This window comes from Philodulcilactobacillus myokonensis (assembly GCF_027923585.1).
GTDB classification, from domain to species: domain Bacteria; phylum Bacillota; class Bacilli; order Lactobacillales; family Lactobacillaceae; genus Philodulcilactobacillus; species Philodulcilactobacillus myokonensis.
In genome coordinates this window covers 1,395,718-1,415,584 of record NZ_BRPL01000002.1, presented here as the reverse complement: position 1 = coordinate 1,415,584, position 19,867 = coordinate 1,395,718, and the positions used below count along the sequence as shown (strand labels likewise).

The window sequence follows — 19,867 nt, the reverse complement described above, 5'->3', positions numbered from 1 at the left end:
AATTAGGAATTAATATTAGCTAGTTTTGAGAGAACGAAGTTCTCTGAACAATTAAATAGTGTGGTGGCGATAGCTAGAAGGATACACCTGTAACCATGCCGAACACAGCAGTTAAGCTTCTAAACGCCAAAAATAGTTGGGGGATCGCACCTTGCGAAGATAGGACGTTGCCACGCAAACAAAAAAGTCTTTGATTAATTTCAAAGGCTTTTTTATTTTACATTTTTAATTCATCATAAGAATGTGATATATTAAAAGATAGTAAACTATTTTTTAATACTTAGGAGCGAATTAAATATATGAAAACTCGTACTCATCATTTGACGTTAGGGTGGCAGATTTTCATTGGTTTAGCATTGGGAATTGTTTTAGGGATTATCTTTTATCATAATTCAATTGCAATTAATGTCATGCAGGGCATTGGAACCATGTTTATTAACTTAATTCAAATGATTGTTTTGCCAATTATTGTATCTTGTTTGACCGTTGGAATCGCAAGTATGGGTAATATTAAGAAACTAGGCCGTGTCGGTGGTAAAACATTGCTTTATTTTGAAGTAATGACAACCATTGCAATTGCCCTTGGATTGATTATTGGTAATTTAACCCATCCGGGGAGTTTTATTAATATCCATGCTCTTCATGGAACTGACGTTAGCCAATACATATCAACGGCGAAGGTTAGTCAACATCATGGTATTTTAGGGACGTTAATGGGAATTATTCCTACTAATATTTTTCAATCGTTGAGTAATGGAAATATCATGTCGGTCATTTTCTTTTCTGTCTTTTTTGGACTAGGAACTGCCGCCATCGGTGAAAAAGGGAAAGTAGTTGTTGATTTCCTAAATGCCGTTACCCAGGTAATGTTTAAAGTCACGAATTGGATTATGAAGGTATCACCAATTGGTGTTTGTGCTCTAATTGGCGTAACGGTTGCTCAATTAGGTTTATCAGTTTTAGCACCACTAAGTTATTTTGTTTTAATTGTTTACGCAACCATGATCCTATTTATCATTGTTTTCATGGGATTAGCCGCTAAAATTTTTGGCTTTAATATTTGGCGTTTACTATACGTGATTAAAAATGAAGTAATTTTAGCTTTTTCAACCGCGAGTTCAGAAGCAGCATTGCCTAAAAATATGGATCGACTTCATAAATTTGGTGTTAGCCAATCAATCGTATCGTTTGTCATTCCAACCGGTTATACGTTTAATTTAGATGGATCAGCTATTTATCAATCATTAGCCGCATTATTCTTAGTTCAAGCCTATAATATTCATTTATCGATTGGGCAACAAATCACATTATTGGTTGTCCTGATGATTACATCACGTGGAATGGCTGGTGTTCCGGGAGCATCATTCGTTGTCCTGCTTGCCACGATTTCATCAGTCGGGGTTCCAATGACAGGATTAACCTTTATTGCCGGAATTGATCGTTTAATCGATATGGGACGGACTGGTGTGAATGTAATCGGTAATTCGTTAGCAACTGTTATTATCGGCCAATCAGAGCATGAATTTAATCAAAAACAATCAGATACCTATATCAAACAGTTGAAATCAGCGCATCATTAAAAATATAAATAATAAGATAATAAAAAAGCGTTCACATTTCGACAATGTGAACGCCTTTTTGGATATTAAATTCTCTTCTAAAATTTCTATCAATTATTATATTTTTATCTCCCCCAAGAGTTTCCTCAAGAGTGAAGCGTCGTAAAATAATTATTTAATTATCTATTGATTGCTAGCATACCACTGCTTTAGGCACAATCGTCGATGCCGAGATAAGTAATAACAATTAATTTTCCTAAAAGTAGTCTTATAATTCAATCTCAACGATAACTTAGAATAATAAATAGATTGAACTATAAATAATGAATTAGGGAAAATCGATTATCATTAATTATCTACGATATCCTTAGATGCAACTAATGACTCCCATTTTCCCTTTATCGACTGAGACTTCGCTCCAGGATCAAATGGTAAACTGGACATAAATGTTGCACCTCCTAAAAAATACTAATAAATATTCACAACAATTATCATAATAACCTATATTAATATAAAAATCAATAGAAATTACATTTTCATACCCATTTTAGAATATGAACTCATGCCGCCAAGGTGTAAATCAGACTTCTTGACGCCTCGTTCTTTGGCAAAATTAGTCATTAATGTATCCATATCCATTAATTTGTAATGATTATATGGATGCTTTGGACTATCAACTTTAATTTGTGCCATCATGCCACCATCTTCATGTTCAATAATATGACAATGGTACATGAAAATACCAGGTTGGGTGTACCAAACCTTTAAACGAACGTGTTCGCCAGGATTAACTGAAACGGTATCTTTTAATCCATGTTCGTTTGGATATGGGTCATGGCCATTTCTAGATAGAACTTGGAATTGAACCCCATGCATGTGGTATGGATGAATCATACCACCAACCTTATCATTACTGTTTGAAACATCCCAAATTTCAGCATTGCCTAATTTTTGTTTTGAATCAATTCTTTGCATGTTGAATTTCTTACCATTCATTTCAACTTGTTCATCCATTCCAGACATAACCACTTTATGAACGGGAGTGTCCTTGGTTGTTTCTGGTTCATCCTTCTTAAGATCGATTAAATCGTAAGGTAATTTAGAATGATCCGGTTTGAATGAATGAATTCTGAATTTGACGATTGGTGTATCGTCAGAGAATAGGGTGACAACATCACCCGGTTTATATTTGCCAAAATCAACAATAATTTCGGCTCTTTCAGCACATGTAATTAACATGTGGGTGAATTTAACTGGGTGGGGCAATAAACTACCATCACCGGCAATTTGGGTAAATTCTAAATCATCTGAGAAATGAAGGCGCCATTCACGGCGGTTAGCGCCATCTAAAAGTCTGAAACGAACTTTTTGAGTTGTAACATCAAAGTATGGATTAACGGTTCCGTTAATCATTGGTGTAGGGCCCTGAACTCCATCAGGATCATAATCTGCTTGGTAATCCCATTGATTATTTTGATGGAATTTACGGTCCTGCAAAACTAATGGAATATCGTCAACACCGTATTGCTTAGGAATTGGCAATGATGCCTTATGTTGATCGGTAACAACGACACCAGTAGCTAAACCGTGCCATACTTGTTCAGCAGTTGATGGACATGGATGGGCATGTAACCATAAGAATGCAGCCGGTTGATTACAGATAAAGTTAATCGTTTTTGATTCACCTGGATAAATTGGTGAATGACAGCCACCATCAATATCACCTTGAACTTCTAAGCCATGCCAATGGAAAGTAGTTAGCTCGGGTAATTTATTCTTTAAAGTGATATGAATGTGTTTACCACGTTTTAAAATGATTGTTTTGCCCAATAAACTAGTGTTATAACCCCATGTCTTGGTTTTAGCACCAGGCATAATTTGTGTCTCGCCAGTTTGAGCAACCACTGTATAGTACATATCAGTATCAGTTTCCTTATCCGGCTTCAATGGTTCTGGAATATTTAATTTATTTTCCGGAACATCAGGAACTTGAAGCTTAACGTAACCACCATCATGATAATCATATGCTGGTTCGTCAAAGAAATAATCTTTGTAGACCTTTTGATCAGCCAATTAACTCATCCTTCCTTATGAAACAAATTAAAATGATATTTACATATCATTTCTATTCATTATTTTACAATAAATTGATTTATTTGTAACTTATAATGATTATTAATTAACAAGAATTAAAAAAACAGCCCAGTTCTAAACTAGGTTGTTTTCATATCTTAAAAAAGATTTTACATTTCATGAGCTGGTTCTTTGCCATGGTATCTGAGGTAACAAAATCCACCAAAGATAATTAACCAGATGATTGAACCGATTGCTGGAACGACATCGTCAGAGTTGAAGAATAATGTGATGAAAATCAATCCAAATGCAATGATATCAAGTGGTGCTGTAATTTTATAAGCTGGCATTTTGAAACCATTGGCCATGTAATCAGATGAAGATTTGTATTTTAATAATGCAAATATTACTAGAACATAAACGAATAAGTATAAATCACTGGCGGCAGCACCGATGAAATCAAAAGCACTTTGAACCGCTGGGATTGAACTGATAATTGGTGCGATTAAGAAAAGGGCACCGGACATTCTAACGGCATTGGCCGGGACACCAGATTTAGAAATTTTTTGAACTGGTTTTAATAACTTACTATTAGTTTCCATTGATAACTGGTACAAATGACGACCGGATGAAAAGAGGAGGCTGTTAATCGATGATGCAGCGGATGTAATGACAACAAAGTTAATAATGGTTGCGGCAGCTGGAATTCCTGCGAGTTTAAATACCAATACGAATGGACTGGTGTTCGGTGAAAATGATGTCCAGCGGGCAATACTCATAATGATGGTTAATGCACCAATATAGAAAATTAAAATTCGGTAGACGGTTTCATTAATGGCTTTCTTTAAAACATGGCGTGGACTCTTAGTTTCACCAATCGTAATGCTGACGAATTCCATTGAAAGGAATGCGAAGAAGACCATTGGAATCCCGGAAATAAATGAATTAATCCCGTGGGGGAAGAATTGAAAATGATAAGTTAAGTTCCTGAAACTGGATGTTTGACCATTTGGATCTTTAAAGCCAGTGAAAATCATAATTAATCCAATCACGATTAAAGCAATAATGGCAACAATTTTAATCATCGCAAACCAGAATTCAGTTGAACCAAATAATCTTGCTGTCAACGAATTAATTGATACTAGAATTATCAAGAAAAAGAGTTGGATTAATGCAGCGTTCCAATTCGGAAACCAGTATTTGACGTAAATACTAATGGCAGTTAATTCTGCCGTCCCACCTAGGATAATGGCTAACCAATAACTCCAGCCAGCAAATAAGCCGGGCGCTAATCCTAAGTACTTAGTAATAAATGCGACGAACGTATGTTCTTGGGGTGATGCATAAAGCATTTCACCAATGGCTCTCATCATAATGAAAAAGACTAAGCCAATCAGGGCATATATAAATAGAATTGATGGTCCCGTTTTAGAAATGGTGGATCCGGAACCTAAGAACAACCCAGTTCCAATTGTTCCACCAATCGCAATCATTTGGACATGGCGATTCTTTAGTGTTCTCCTAGTACCGTCAGGGTTAATATCTGATTCTGCAGCACCTGCACCTGATTTTTTCATAATTAAAATCTCCTAACTTGGAACCATAATCTTACAACTACATTAAATTAATATAATAATATTATGTTTGATGTAAATCATAATCACATATATAAGCAATGTCAATATATTTTATTAAATTTTAGTAAGAAAATTAAAAATGCGTGAGTGCAATTTCCATATAAAAAGCCCCACACATGGATTGTGTGGAGGCTTTTAGATTTTTAAAAATGATTTTTATAATTCATGGGCTGGTTTTTCACCATGGTACCTAAGCAGGCAAAAACCACCAAAGACAACTAACCAAATTACTGCTCCAATTGCTGGAATCACGTCATTTGGATTAAAGAATAGTGTTAAGAAAATTAACCCAAAGGCAATGATATCAAGTGGGGCCGTAACTTTGGACCATGGCATTTTAAATCCATTTGGTAGATAATCCGGTGATTTTTTATATTTCAATAATGAAAACATTACTAAAACATAAACGAAAAGATAAAGATCACTGGAAGCGGCACTAATGAATTCAAATGCACTTTGGATTGCTGGAATGGAACTAATGATCGGTGCAAAAAGTAAGCAAGCACCAGATACTAAAATTGCATTCCGCGGAACACCTGTTTCTTTAGAGATTTTGCCAACCGGATTCAAAACTTTACTGTGGGTTTCAATCGATAATTGGTAAAGATGCCTTCCGGATGAAAAAATCAAACTGTTGATGGATGAAGCAGCAGATGTAATGACAACAAAGTTGATTACGGTTGCTGCTGCCGGAATTCCGGCTAATTTGAAGACTAATACAAATGGACTTGATTGTGGAGAAAACGTTGTCCAGCGTGAAATACTCATAATAATGGTTAAAGCACCAATATAGAAGAGTAATATTCTGTACACGGTTTGATTAACAGCTTTTTTAAGAACATGACGTGGATTCTGGGTTTCACCAATCGTAATACTGACTAGTTCCATTGAAAGGAATGCAAAGAATACCATTGGAATGGAGCCAATGAACGTATGAACGCCATGTGGGAAGAACTGAAAATGATTGGTTAGATTACTGAAACTAGCGGTTTCGCCATTTGGATCCTTGAAACCGACAAAAATCATGATTAAACCAATGATGATTAATGCTAAAATCGCAACGATTTTAATCAGTGCAAACCAAAATTCAGCTGAACCGAAGACCCGTGCCGTTAAAACGTTGACGGCGACTAATATTATTAAGAAGACGAGTTGAATGACAGCTGAATTCCACGATGGAAACCAATATTTCACATAGACACTGATGGCTGTCAATTCAGCAATTCCACTCAGTAAAATTCCAAGCCAATAACTCCAACCGGCAAATAAACCGGCCGGTAAACCTAAGTATTTAGTGATGAAGGCAACAAACGTATGTTCCTGCGGGGATGCATACAGCATTTCACCAATCGCTCTCATCATTAAAAAGAAGACGACCCCAATAATTGCATATATAAATAATATTGATGGGCCGGTCTTGGAAATGGTTGATCCAGCACCTAAGAAAAGACCGGTTCCAATCATCCCACCCATGGCAATCATTTGCACATGACGGTTCTTCAACGTTCTTCTGGTACCATCAGGATTAATATCAGAGTGCACGTTTCCTTTTCCCATAATTTCAAAACTCCTAACGTTAAACTTAATTAATTTAACTATAATTACATATTGAAAAGATGTCAATATATCTTATGAAAATAAACTAATAAAAATTAAAAATAAATGTGATAAAAGCGGATAAAAAAACAGGATTCAATTAAGGATCCTGTTTTTAAAATCAATTTTAAATTAATTTTATTGTTCTTTATACCATGTGTAATGGAAGTTACCTGGACGATCAACACGTTCGTAGGTATGGGCACCGAAGTAATCACGTTGAGCTTGTAATAAGTTAGCAGGTAATACTTGGGCACGGTATGAATCGTAGTATGAAACGGCTGCAGATAATGCAGGAACTGGTAAACCAGCTTTAGTTGCTAAAGCAACTACGTCTCTAGCTGAATCTTGGTATTTCTTAGCAATATCAGCAAAGTAAGGGTCTAATAATAAGTTAGTTAACTTAGGATCCTTATCGAATGCATCAGTGATATTTTGTAAGAATTGAGCACGAATGATACAACCTTCACGCCAGATTTGTGCTAATTCACCATACTTCAAGTTCCAGTCGTAGTTTTCAGATGCAAAACGAAGTTGTTCGAAACCTTGAGCATAACTCATGATCTTACCAAAGTATAATGCTTGTCTAACTTCTTCAGTTAATTTCTTAGTATTGAAGTCAACCTTGTTGTCAGGGCCAGGTAATACTTTAGAAGCCTTCATTCGTTCATCTTTAAGCATTGAAATGAAACGAGCGTAAACGGATTCAGTGATAAGTGATTGAGGAGCACCAATTGCTAATGCATCTTCTGAACTCCACTTACCAGTACCTTTATTAGCACCACGGTCTAAAATCATATCAACGATTGGCTTGCTCTTATCAGAACCTAAGTCATCTTTTCTTGATAGGATATCACCGGTAATATCAACAAGGTATGAGTTTAATTCACCCTTATTCCAATCCTTGAATACGTTTGAAAGATCGTCAGTACTCATTTTAGCAACATTTCTTAAAATATTGTAACTTTCATCGATTAATTCTTCATCACCATATTCGATTCCATTATGAACCATCTTGACATAGTGACCGGCACCATTAGGTCCGATGTAAGCAACACAAGGCTTACCGTCTTTAGCTTTAGCAGCAATCTTAGTTAAGATTGGTTCAACTAAATCGTAAGCTTCTTTTTGACCACCAGGCATTAATGATGGACCATGCAATGCACCAAGTTCACCACCAGAAACACCCATTCCGATGAAGTTAATACCGGATTTATCTAACTTAGCGTTACGTGCCATAGTTGAATGGAAGTTAGTATTACCACCATCAATTAAGACATCACCCTTGCTAAGTAAAGGAATTAATTCGTTAATAACAGCATCAGTAGGTTTACCAGCCTTAATCATCATAATGATACGGCGTGGGGTTTCTAATGATTTAACGAAATCTTCTAAGCTGTAGCTAGGAACTAACTTTTTATCAGCATGTTCCTTAACAACGTTTTTAGTTTTAGAACCAGTACGGTTAAAAATACCAACAGTGTATCCACGGCTTTCAATGTTAAGGGCTAAGTTTTTACCCATAACAGCCATTCCAATAACACCGATTTGTGCTTGATCAGCCATTTAAATGTACCTTCCTTTGTGTGTATTATTTTTAGTTTAATACTCTTTTAGAGTATCACGATACAACCATAATTTTAACATTCAACCCATTAAAAGTGAATTAAAATATGCCTCTAATAAACCCATTTGCGGCCGGAACGGCTTAATAATTTAGAAGCGGCTTCAGGACCGTTAGTTTGGGGATTATAGTTAGGGAAGTCTGGTTGATTGCTGTCCCATAATTGTCTGATGGGGTCAACAAACTTCCAGGCAGTACCAACTTCTTGCCAACTAGCAAAGTTAGTGTGGTCACCCTTTAAGGCATCATGAAGTAAACGTTCATAAGGTTGTGGAATTTGTTTTTGATCTGCAGCGCTCTTAGTAAAGTTAAGGGTGACTGGAGAAATACCAAATCCTTGGCCAATCTTCTTATTATTTAACTTCAATGCATAACCAGGATTAGGGTCAACTTGGATCGTTAGAACGTTTGAATTAACACTAACGTTACCATTACTGCCTAATGCAAAAATATCAGCAGCCGGCTTCTTGAAGACAACGTCAATTCTAGTGGTTTTGTTCTTCATTAATTTACCGGAACGAACGTAGAATGGAACGCCAGCCCAACGAGGACTTCTGAATTCTAATTTTCCACCAACGTATGTTTCAGTATTTGAGTGATCATCAACACCGTTTTCTTTACGGTATTCAGGTTGATCGCCTTTGCTGCCATATTGACCGCGGACAAAGTTCTTTGCAACTTCATCTTTATCATAAATATGAAGGCTCTTTAATGCCTTAACTTTTTCAGCCCGGACATTAACATCGGTGAATGAATCTGGTTCTTCCATGGCTAGTAAACTAACCACTTGCATGATATGATTTTGGACCATGTCACGAAGGGCACCAGCAGAATCATAGTAACCAGCACGAACACCAACACCCATGTTTTCAGCTAAAGTAACCTGAACATTATCGATGTACTTGTTGTTCCATACGGATTCGATCAATGGATTACCAAAACGTAAAGCAATAATATTTTGAACCATTTCTTTACCAAGGTAGTGATCAATTCGGAAAATTTGGTCTTCATTGAATGCAGAGCTTAATTCATTGTTTAATGATTCAGCGGATTTGTAATCACGGCCAAATGGTTTTTCAATGATCAAACGGTTAAATCCATTATCAGTAAGAACATTTTGTTCCTTTAGATTTTTAGCAACGGTTCCAAAGAATCTTGGGGCCATAGAAATATAAAAGATTCGATTGCCCTTAAGTTGATATTTTTGATCTAATTTAGCAGCAAATTCTTTCAATACTTGATAGTGAGCTGGGTTAGTAACATCATGTGATTTGAAATACATGTGGCTAACGAAATCATCAGCTTGTTTTTGATCAGTAGTTTGATCTTTAATTGAATCTAGGATGATTTGATGAAATTGATCATCAGATAACTGTCTTCTAGACGTACCGATTAAAGCAAAGTGACTTTGTAAAGTTCCCTTTTTATACAAATTGAAAAGGGAAGGATACAACTTACGTGTAGCTAAATCACCAGCTGCCCCAAAAAGCATGATTAAGGTAGTACTTTCAGTTGCCAAAATATCACTCCTTTGTTTATTATCCGTCTTGTAAACGAATGGTTTCTATTTATCATTGTCATTATATAACAATTAAGGGATTAAAAAAAGCGATTTAATCCAATAACAATCTAAATGTAATCGCTTTCCATGAATTCAAAAAAATTAAAATAAATTGAGTTAAATACTAACATTTTACGAAATAAAGGCTATAATATGTCTTTGAAATGAAAATATGTAAAAGAGGAATCTAAAATGAAGAAAAGATATATTTTAACTGGAATTGCAGCTTTATTTGCAGCTTTTGGATTATCAGCCAACGTCAATGCAGGAGCTAAATCAAATGTGGCACCTGGATCACCATCCTTAAATGTCTACCGTGTTTATAATAATGCTAGAAGCATCTCTGGTAATGCTTCAAGGGGCGTTAAAGTTTACGCCAAATTGAATGGCAAAACCTTAGGTACTAGTCGAGCATCTAAAAAGAATGGTCATTTCACAATTCGTTTGAATAAAAAAGTAAATACCAACAGTCGCGTTTATGTTTACGCTCAACGTGGCCGCATTAATTTCTACAATATTATTGATGTTCAAGCTCGGGTTGCCAAGAAGACCGCTAAGAAATCAACTACAACTAAAAAAATTGCTAAGAAAACCACTAGCAAAAAGACTACCAATAAAAAAGATAAGAAGGCCACTAAAAAATCTAGCCGAAGCAATTTGATCAAGGCTTCTAACATTGCTGGTCAATGGAATTCCAACAAATCTAATGGCTATAGTCAACGTTGGACTTTTAATAATACCTATGGTTTAAATATGGACTTGTATAAGAACAATCGTTTCAACAAGCACTTGGTTAGAAACGCAACTTACTACTTGAAGGCTGTTAATAAGGACAACTTGTACCGTGTTACCTATAAGGGCCGTGGTCAGAAGCATTACAGTACTTTCTACCTTCGTTTAACATCAACTAAGCACTTTAATATTTCTGGTAAGAAATCACAAAATGCTTCATTATTAGTTAACGGTAGTAAAGCTAAAGTTGCTTCATTTGAAAAGAAATAAATTATAAATCATATATATTAAAGCGTGGTGAGGTTAACCCTTACCACGCTTTTTTCTTTGCTTATTAATAATAAGAATGTAAAATAAATATTAGGTCGCGATTAGAAGAACTAATCGCTTTTTTGTTGAATTAATTGAAAAGGGGGATGGATAATAATTAAGAAGAAAAAAGAAATTAGTATGAAATCGGTCTTAATTTATTCGTTATTGCTCAATTCGGCATCGTCGTTTATTTGGCCGTTAACGACGATGTATATGCACAATAATTTAGGGCAATCGTTAACCGTTGCTGGAATTGTATTATTTTTGATTTCATCTTCCATCATGCTCGGTAGTTTAGCGGGTGGTTTTTTATTTGATAATTGGTCACCGTACTATTCTTCACTATTCAGCATCTTACTATCGTTAGCTTCAACGATTATTCTTATTTTTTACCATGGGTGGCCGATGTTTGCCATCATGAATATTATTATGGGCTTTGGAAACGGAATTAACCTGACGCTCATGAATTCGTACGCTTCGCTCGTTAAATCAAAGAGCACCCGTTTTGTCTTCAATATCCTGTACGTCGGTGTTAATGTCGGGGTCGTCATTGGGACCACGATGGTCGGTTACCTATTTAAATTCGGTATTACGACCGTCTTTTCGGTTGCTGCCATTTTCTTTTTAGTCCTACTATTAATGACGATTTTTGATTTAAACATTGATTTTAGTGACCGTGAAAATCATCATAATGTTAATCATCATGCCAAAAAATCCCAATCAAAAACTGGCTCTTTATCATTATTGTTGAAAATTTGTGCAATGGTACTTGCCATTTACATGAGTTATTCACTTTGGGAAAGTGTGATGCCGGTTCATATGACCAACTTGAACATCTCATTTGAGAAGTACAGCATCGTTTGGACCGTAAATGGAACCATGATTGTTTTACTTCAAACTTTAATTTCTAAAATGGGTGCTGCTTATAATTTAAGGCACCAGATTTACTTGGGAATTGTGATTTTTGGAATTTCATTTATTGGCTTGATTTTTGCTAACAAGTATTATGAATTCATGCTAATGATGGTGATTTTGACTTTTGGTGAAATGATTGCGATTCCAAACATCCCTGCCTGGTTAAGCTCAATGGCACCTAAAAAGGACGAAGGAAAATATCAAGGATTATTTAATTCGATGATGTCATTTGGCCGGGCGCTAGGTCCGCTTTATGGCGGTATTTTAGCTGAAGATATTGGCTATAATTCACTTTTTGGCCTGTCAGCTTTTCTAATTTTAGGAACGTTGTTAATGGTTATTTTAGGTTTTCGTAAAATGAAATTATCAAAATAAATTTGATCATCAAATCAAAAAAGGCTTGCTGAATTTTTCAGCAAGCCTTTTAATTATATCGTTATTTATTTAATTGTATCAGCAGCCCTTTGCTTCATCACTTGATAAATTCGCTTGACGTCAGCATTGCTACCCCGTAATTCGTAGTTATCTAAGAACGGGCATTTGAACCGCTTAGCGTAACGCTTGGCGGTTAAGCAGTATTGCTGGTTGAAGTTACGGTTGCCACTGCCAACAACGCCTAGGCAAAGTTTGCTGTTGTTATGATAGTCAATGTATTCACCTAGGATATTGGTCATTAATTCTTTTACGCCGTTATCAATACCATTACCACCATCTAAATAGGTGGGAACAAATGTAAAGTATGGTTTTTCTTCATCTTTAAAATCGGTTTGATCAGAAATTTCTTTTAGTTCGATCAACGGATTGTCAGCATTAGCATCGTGCTCATCTTCTGCATAATCGGCTAAATCATTTACAAAACTTCTGGTATTACCTTCGATTGATATAAATAAAATTCTTAACGGCGTCAATTATTTTTCCTCCTTATCCTTTGAAACGTTTTTCGGTTGTTCATTATCCTGGTGGGGTGTAACTTCCAACCAATCAATGAATGAATTTTCATATTTTAAAATCTTGAAATCAAAATTGCCAATTCGGATGACTTTGCCAGAATGCAAATCACTATAATTATCAATGATGAATCCGGCAATCGTTACGATATCAGTTTTATCAAATGCTGGAATGGTGGTGTTAAAGAACCGTTCGAAATCGTGGGTTGGAACCTTACCATTGACCTGATAAGTTCCCTTTGGTTGCTTAAAAATGTACTTATTAGTGGACGGATCAATTTCATCCCGAACAGTACCAAATAATTCTTCGTAAATATCTTTATCAGTGATAATTCCGGAAGTTCCGCCGTATTCATCAACGACAACGACCATTGGAGTTCGGCTTTTGATCATTTGATTTAAAACGGTTGTAATTTTGGTTGATTCAGCAGTTGTTGGAATATCTCGAATCAATTTCTTAATAGGAGCCTTGGAATCAACCCTGGATTGACGAACTAAATCGTAATTATAAACATAACCTAAGATATTATCACGGTTGTTGTTTTTAACGACCGGCAACCTGGAAAATTTAGATTGAAGATACAATGTGATTGCATCATTCACGCTTGAATTAATATCCAAAGTGGTTAATTGGGTTCGATCAATCATAATATCACGAGCCACTTTATCGTTAAACTTAAATGCCCGTTCCATATAAAGGTAATCATATTTTTCTAATTCACCATTTTTAACGGCATCCTTGGATAAATCTAAAATTTCCCGTTGGCTGAAAGCCTGATCACTATCCTTTGCTAGTGGAATGCCCAACATTTTAACAACTGCCGCCGCAGATGAATTTAATGCCCAAACCATTGGGAAGAATAGTTTGTGGAAATAGTGAAGTGGCGTTGAGACAAAGCTTAAAACCTTTGTGGGGGCATCAATTGAAATATTCTTTGGTAGAATTTCAGTTAAAACCACTTCAATGTAGGTTAAAAGAATAACACCAATGATCCCACTGATACTATGGATGGTAGCCGAACTCATCCATGAACCAGCAGTAACGCCAAATAAATCTACTAAAACTTGAACGATAAAAGTTTCACCAATCCAACCTAAAATAATTCCACCGAGTGAAACCCCAACTTGGGTGGTGGAAAGGTAAATATTTAAATTGTTGACCATGTGAATCTCTCGACTGAGCTTTTTAGAAGGGTGGCCCAACGCCCGTTGCTTTTCTTTTAAGGTGTCTTCTCTCGTTTGAACTAATGCAAATTCACATGCAACGAAGAAACCAGCAAAGAAAAGCGTGATTAGAATTACAATAATGTCAATCAATGCTTGACCGCTAGTCAATATTTATTACCTCACTTTAATTTATTGATACTTGTAGTCATATTATACATTTTATGTGAAATGATAAGCAAGAATTACCATTATAAACATTGTGGTTAATTAGACTATGGGTAGAAATGATGATAAAATTGACGTTGACAAATATTAATACAGAAGGGGTAAAAACATGGCTGAAAAAAAAGAAGAAGCAGCAAGCAAGTCTCAAGCTGAAGCAGCTGAAGGCCAAGCTGATGCTGAAAAAGCTGAAAAAGAAGATACTAGAACTGAAGATGAAAAGAAAGAAGCCGAAATCAAATTTAACCCGGATGACATTAAAAAGGGTGTTCAATTAATTAAGGATCAAGGCTACGTTACTAAAAAAGACTTCAAACGAATGAAGGATGATTACTGGGCTGCCGCATTTTATAAGAAAGTTGATGCTGCATTCCAAGATGATGCTGATGACGATCCTTACTTATACGTTGAACGATTTGACTTCAAGGGTGGTAACATTGACAGTATTATTTTTGATATGGATAAAGTTAAGACCAGAGCAGATGCTCTCAAGATTTTAGCTGATGTTACTAAGCAAACGGTTGTTAAACCGGACTAATCATATTATAAAAAAGATCCAGATGATAAATTCATCTGGATCTTTTTTAGTCTAATCAGTTGTTTGTTCTCTACGATTGACTTGGCGGTGTCGTTTATAGATACCACTCAAGTCGTAGAGAACTTTTCTCCTGCCAAACGGATGCTTTTTATACTTTTGAACCGGCATAATGACGTTCCAAATTTGACTTTGTGAAATAATATTCCTCTTGAATTTAACCTTACGGCCATGTTTTCTAACCCATTTGACAATCTGAACGTTATTCTTGCCACCTTCTTTATTATCGTCTAGATAATATTTAAGTTGACCATTTTCAACTAACTTCTTGAACCGTTTAAGTGTAATTGCTGGGTCGGTTCCATTATAACCACCAAGTGCAATGGCTGACTTTTTAGTCCGGATGATGTATGGGGATACAACGTTGGAATGACTAGCAGCAAATAAGTATTCTGCATGTCCATCATGCTTCTTTAAGTATTTAAATAACGTTGGATTCGTTCTATCTTTGATGGCACCAGAGATACCGCGTTTAATGAACAGGCCAGGGCTAGCGTACGGAATTGGTGCAGATTCAGCTGATAAGACTGGTGTTAATGACCACCAAATTGGACCAGCTAAAATGAGTAAACAACTAGCAAGCATAATGTAGGTTCGCTTGCGGTTGGCTTTCATAATGAATAAAACTAGAATGATAAATAATTCTGATGCTAACAAAATCATGGCACCACGACGATAATAAATTGAAATGTACCAGAACTGAATCACAGCAGTGATACCAACTGCGACTGGGAACCACCATCGTCTTAATTTGCTGCCATGTTTTTCATCATTGAACAAGTTCAGCATGACTTTGAAACCAATCCCAAAGAGGGCGGCAATCGGTGGTGCTAGCATGATTGTGTAGTAGGGATGGAAGAAGTTCGCGATGGAGAAAAAGCCGCCAACAGGAATTAACCAGCCAGCCCATAGAATAATCTGCTTCTGCCTATTACTTAGGTAGTACCACTTTTGCCTTTGATCACGATGGTATAGGAACGCAGCTATTAGCCCTAGGATTGCAAATGGCAAGAGCCAACTAATCTGGGGACCCAGTGCTGATTGCAATAATCGCTGTGGCCCTGCAATCCCAATCGTAAAGATACTAATCCTTCTGATTTTTTGATCAGGATTTAAGTAAAAATGGTTTCTTACAATTTGTCTAAAATTGATTCCTTTAGATGATAATTGGCTCTTTTTCTTGGTCATTCCCTTAAAAGCACCATTCACACCAGTCTTTTGACCGACCAGTCTTTGGACACCATTATATCCAAATGCTAATTCCATGACGGAATTATGCTGGGTTCCACCTTCGTAGGGACGCTGGCTAGCCGGTGTCATATCAACGGATAGTGGCCAGATCAGTGTAAAGACGATCAAGACGACGGTTGATGCTGCCAGCCATTTGATTTTATGAAACCACTTTTGCTTTGAATATAGGAAGTAAAATAAATACATCGTTGGTAAAATCATGAATGCTTGGATCATTTTGACGTTGAATGCAATTCCAATCAGTGCAAAACTGACAAGGATTAGCCAGCGACGATGTTCTCGAAATGATTTTTCCAAAACGTAAAGAGACAATAATAGGAAGAAAACTAAAATTGTATCTAAATTATTACTTCTTGTATCGGCAACCATGACCGGTGTAAAAGTCATTGCTAGGGCAGCTAAGTTACCAGCAATTCTGCCAAAATACGGTGTGACTAGTTTATATAGCAAATAGATAGAAAAAATTCCAGTTATAACGGATGGTAAGACAACACTCCAGCCATGGAATCCAAAAATTTTAACTGAAATCACCATTAGCCATAAAGCCACCGGCGGTTTATCAACGGTAATGAATCCTGATGGATCAAAACTAGCAAACCAAAAATTTTTAAAATTTTTACTCATACTAATAACAGCTGAAGTGTAGAAATCATTGGAACTACCAGCTTGCGTCAGCTTCCAACTATACATACTAGCGGCAATCAGCATAATAATGATTAATATCCAATCTGGATGAAAATTCTTAAAACGACGATGCTCAGATTGGCTTCGGTTCAACATAAAGAACCCTCCTAAACGTGTCTGATTAGCTTATTATAGAATATAAATTAAGACATGATGAATGTATGAAATATAGAATAACTAAACAAGATTATACCACCGTCTATGAGCACTGGATAAGTATTTGAAAATTAATTTAATTTATTAGTTTAGCACTCTAAAATTTGAGTGCTAAATTCTTGCACATCATTTTAATATGTTTATTATAGTAACCGTAAAGAGAAATGAAACAAAGATTTGAAAGGAGTTCTTAATTATGGCTAACGATTTAAGAAACAGAAATTATGATATGTTTGGTGATCCAATGGATAACTTCTTTGGTAATTTTGGTAAGAACATGTTCAATTCATTTGCTAACAGTAATGAAATGAAGACTGACGTGGTTGAAAACAAGGATAACTTCCAAGTTACTGCTGAATTACCTGGCTTCAAGAAGGACAACATTGATTTAGATTACCATGACAATAATCTAAATATCCGTGCTAACCACGATCTTAATAAAGAAGCTAAGGATAATAAAGGTAACGTTTTAAGAAAAGAACGTTCAACTAGCAACGTTGCTCGTTCATTCTACTTACCACATGTTGACTTCAATAACATTTCTGCTAGCTATGATGGCGGACTATTGAAGATTACATTACCAAAGGAATCTAAAGATCAACGCAATGGTCACAGTATTGATATTAAATAATTTAAAATAATAATTTAAGAGCCAAGCTGGCAGTTTGCCAGCTTGGCTTTTTTGTTTCTATATATTTAGGATTAACTTCAGTGCAAACTAAAAAGGCTAGCAATGAAGCTAGCCCGGTTGGAAGTTAGTTATTACTATCTTCCGATGAAGGATAACAAAGATGGTTAATCAGTGCTAAACCTCCGAAACACTTTCGATGTTCTTTTCTTTTAGTATAATTATAATAATAAATCTAAAAGTGACTTTATCCGCTACGATTTCTATTATAGCTGTTTTATACTTTTTTAAGTATGTTAAAGATCATAAATATATTTTTTGCAGGAACCCCTGGGTGCCTGTTTTTTATTTTCCCAATGTTATCAAAATTCACATAAAATCAACCCAATTTATGAACATTTTCGAAATATCAGCATATTCTCTAATTTTGGTGTTATAATATATTACATCATATATGTTTAGGGATGATTAAATTGAATTCTGCTAACACGTTATTTTTAATTTTATCAAGTGTCCTTGTATTATTCATGACACCTGGTTTAGCTTTCTTCTACGGTGGACTGGTTTCAAAGAAGAATGTTGTTAATACATTGATGTCTGTCTTTATTATTACTGGTTTGGCAATTATCCTTTGGGTTGCATTTGGCTACAGTATGTCATTCACCGGTAACTTTAAGGGCATTGTTGGGAATCTACATAATTTCTTTATGAATGGTGTTCATTTGGATGCTCTAACTGCAACCGGCGTTCCAAATGGTGTCTTTTCATTATTTGAAATGATGTTCGCCGTCATCACACCAGCATTATTTGTTGGTGCCGTTGTTGGTAGAATGAATTTTAAATTTTTACTGGTCTTCACGACTTTGTGGTCAATCTTCATTTATTACCCCATGGTTCACATGGTCTGGAGTCCACTTGGCTTCCTTGCTAAATTAGGGGTCTTAGACTTTGCCGGTGGAACCGTTGTTCATATTAATGCCGGTGTGACCGCATTGATTCTGGCCGTCTTCCTTGGTCATCGTTTGAATTATTCACAAAAGATCAGACAGTACAGTCTTCCATGGGTCTTATTGGGGACTACGATTCTATGGATCGGCTGGTATGGCTTTAACGTTGGTTCCGCATTTGCTGTTAATGGCGTCGCTGTTCAAGCTGCATTAACTACGACTTTATCAACTGCTTCAGCGATGATGACATGGATGTTCCTAGATATGTTCGTTCAGGGTAAACCAAAGTTAGCTGGGATTGCGAACGGAACCCTTTGTGGACTAGTTGGAATTACACCGGCTGCTGGCTTTGTTACCATTGCCGGATCATTCTGGATCGGGATTATTGCAACCCTTGCCAGTTATACCTTTATTAATTATATCAAACCAAGAATTAAACTAGATGATACTTTAGATGCATTTGGATGCCACGGTGTTAGTGGAATTACCGGTAGTATTCTAACTGGCTGCTTTGCTACTAAGTTAGTTAATCCAGCTGTCATTAACAACGGTCTTTTCTACAGTGGTGGTTTTCATCAATTATTAGTTCAAGTTGCCGCCACTGCATTTACGATTATCTTCGTTGCCATTATTGATATTATCCTAATTAAAATTGTTAATATCGTGATTCCAATGCGAGTCACTAATAATGAAGAAAAAGCTGGCTTGGATCAATCTGAACACGGCGAAAAAGCCGATCATCAAGTTGAATAATCAATTTAATGAATGTAACAAATGAAAAATAAATGTGAAATAAGTGCAATGATGATTGCGCTTATTTTTTCTATATTGTATATTGAAACTGTAATTTAATTTTTAATGCCGATTAGGAGGCTGTGTGCATATGAAAATTGATAACTACGTTCCTAAAGATAAACGCCGTCAAGTTTCAGACAAACGAATTCGTAATTTAAAAATACTAAGTAAAGTTGCTATTTTAACATCATCATTAATGTATGTTGCATACATTTCTGAAATTATGCAAAATTTTAGTGGCAATCCAGTTTCACCACTTCAACCATGTGTGGCAACCATTAATGCAACCTTATGGACATTCTATGGCTGGTATAAGACTTATCGTGATTGGCCGTTAGTAATCTCTAATGTTCCTGGTGTATTCTTCGGGTTCTTCACGCTAATAACAATTTATATTCATTAAAGTACTAAATTAATTTAATTAAAAAGTCGAAATTAGAAAAACTAATCTTTTTCTAATTTCGAC

The 19,867-nt window shown here is 35.8% G+C and carries 15 protein-coding genes and 1 rRNA gene; 8 read left to right on the top strand and 8 right to left on the bottom strand.

The features are described from left to right. Positions 1-59: 59 nt before the first annotated feature. Positions 60-176 (top strand): 5S ribosomal RNA (rrf, locus tag WR164_RS07170). 123 nt (positions 177-299) lie between these two features. Next, positions 300-1,580, top strand: coding sequence for a dicarboxylate/amino acid:cation symporter (locus tag WR164_RS07165; protein ID WP_286136855.1), 1,281 nt, complete (start codon positions 300-302; stop codon positions 1,578-1,580). A 507-nt stretch (positions 1,581-2,087) separates the two neighbouring features. On the opposite strand, the gene WR164_RS07160 is transcribed toward WR164_RS07165, so the two are convergent. The 5 genes from WR164_RS07160 to zwf all read right to left on the bottom strand — a co-directional run bounded on the left by WR164_RS07160 (position 2,088) and on the right by zwf (position 10,008). Then, positions 2,088-3,632, bottom strand: coding sequence for a multicopper oxidase family protein (locus tag WR164_RS07160; RefSeq protein WP_286136854.1), 1,545 nt, complete (start codon positions 3,630-3,632; stop codon positions 2,088-2,090). A gap of 170 nt (positions 3,633-3,802) precedes the next feature. After that, the gene (locus WR164_RS07155; RefSeq protein WP_286136853.1) at positions 3,803-5,209 is read right to left on the bottom strand and encodes an amino acid permease; all 1,407 of its coding nucleotides are present in this window, start codon (positions 5,207-5,209) and stop codon (positions 3,803-3,805) included. A 216-nt stretch (positions 5,210-5,425) separates the two neighbouring features. Beyond that, positions 5,426-6,826: an amino acid permease gene (locus WR164_RS07150; protein ID WP_286136852.1), complete on the bottom strand. Its 1,401-nt coding sequence runs from the start codon at positions 6,824-6,826 to the stop codon at positions 5,426-5,428. Between the two features lie 177 nt (positions 6,827-7,003). Further along, complete coding sequence (gene gnd, locus WR164_RS07145; protein WP_286136851.1) at positions 7,004-8,431, bottom strand: NADP-dependent phosphogluconate dehydrogenase; 1,428 nt, start codon at positions 8,429-8,431, stop codon at positions 7,004-7,006. A gap of 113 nt (positions 8,432-8,544) precedes the next feature. Then, a complete protein-coding gene (zwf, locus tag WR164_RS07140; RefSeq protein WP_286136850.1) occupies positions 8,545-10,008 on the bottom strand; it encodes a glucose-6-phosphate dehydrogenase in 1,464 nt (487 codons plus the stop codon). A gap of 234 nt (positions 10,009-10,242) precedes the next feature. On the opposite strand from zwf, the gene WR164_RS07135 reads away from it, so the two are divergent. Both WR164_RS07135 and WR164_RS07130 read left to right on the top strand, forming a co-directional pair. Beyond that, the gene (locus WR164_RS07135) at positions 10,243-11,052 is read left to right on the top strand and encodes a hypothetical protein (RefSeq protein WP_286136849.1); all 810 of its coding nucleotides are present in this window, start codon (positions 10,243-10,245) and stop codon (positions 11,050-11,052) included. A 180-nt stretch (positions 11,053-11,232) separates the two neighbouring features. Then, complete coding sequence (locus WR164_RS07130) at positions 11,233-12,384, top strand: MFS transporter (protein WP_286136848.1); 1,152 nt, start codon at positions 11,233-11,235, stop codon at positions 12,382-12,384. Between the two features lie 65 nt (positions 12,385-12,449). Here WR164_RS07130 and nrdI read toward each other — a convergent pair whose 3' ends face one another. Continuing rightward, positions 12,450-12,917: a class Ib ribonucleoside-diphosphate reductase assembly flavoprotein NrdI gene (gene nrdI, locus WR164_RS07125; RefSeq protein WP_286136847.1), complete on the bottom strand. Its 468-nt coding sequence runs from the start codon at positions 12,915-12,917 to the stop codon at positions 12,450-12,452. Continuing rightward, positions 12,918-14,291, bottom strand: a complete 1,374-nt coding sequence (locus tag WR164_RS07120; protein WP_286136846.1) for a hemolysin family protein — start codon at positions 14,289-14,291, stop codon at positions 12,918-12,920. A 166-nt stretch (positions 14,292-14,457) separates the two neighbouring features. Here WR164_RS07120 and WR164_RS07115 point away from each other — a divergent pair, with 166 nt between their 5' ends. Further along, on the top strand, positions 14,458-14,883 hold the full coding sequence (locus WR164_RS07115; protein WP_286136845.1) for a hypothetical protein: 426 nt from the start codon (positions 14,458-14,460) through the stop codon (positions 14,881-14,883). A gap of 51 nt (positions 14,884-14,934) precedes the next feature. Here WR164_RS07115 and WR164_RS07110 read toward each other — a convergent pair whose 3' ends face one another. Further along, on the bottom strand, positions 14,935-16,971 hold the full coding sequence (locus tag WR164_RS07110; protein ID WP_286136844.1) for a glycosyltransferase family 39 protein: 2,037 nt from the start codon (positions 16,969-16,971) through the stop codon (positions 14,935-14,937). Between the two features lie 256 nt (positions 16,972-17,227). On the opposite strand from WR164_RS07110, the gene WR164_RS07105 reads away from it, so the two are divergent. The 3 genes from WR164_RS07105 (at position 17,228) to WR164_RS07095 (ending at position 19,804) form a co-directional block, all read left to right on the top strand. Beyond that, positions 17,228-17,662, top strand: coding sequence for an Hsp20/alpha crystallin family protein (locus WR164_RS07105; RefSeq protein WP_286136843.1), 435 nt, complete (start codon positions 17,228-17,230; stop codon positions 17,660-17,662). A gap of 470 nt (positions 17,663-18,132) precedes the next feature. Beyond that, positions 18,133-19,359, top strand: a complete 1,227-nt coding sequence (locus WR164_RS07100; RefSeq protein ID WP_286136842.1) for an ammonium transporter — start codon at positions 18,133-18,135, stop codon at positions 19,357-19,359. A gap of 130 nt (positions 19,360-19,489) precedes the next feature. Further along, complete coding sequence (locus WR164_RS07095; RefSeq protein WP_286136841.1) at positions 19,490-19,804, top strand: SemiSWEET family transporter; 315 nt, start codon at positions 19,490-19,492, stop codon at positions 19,802-19,804. Positions 19,805-19,867: the final 63 nt, after the last annotated feature.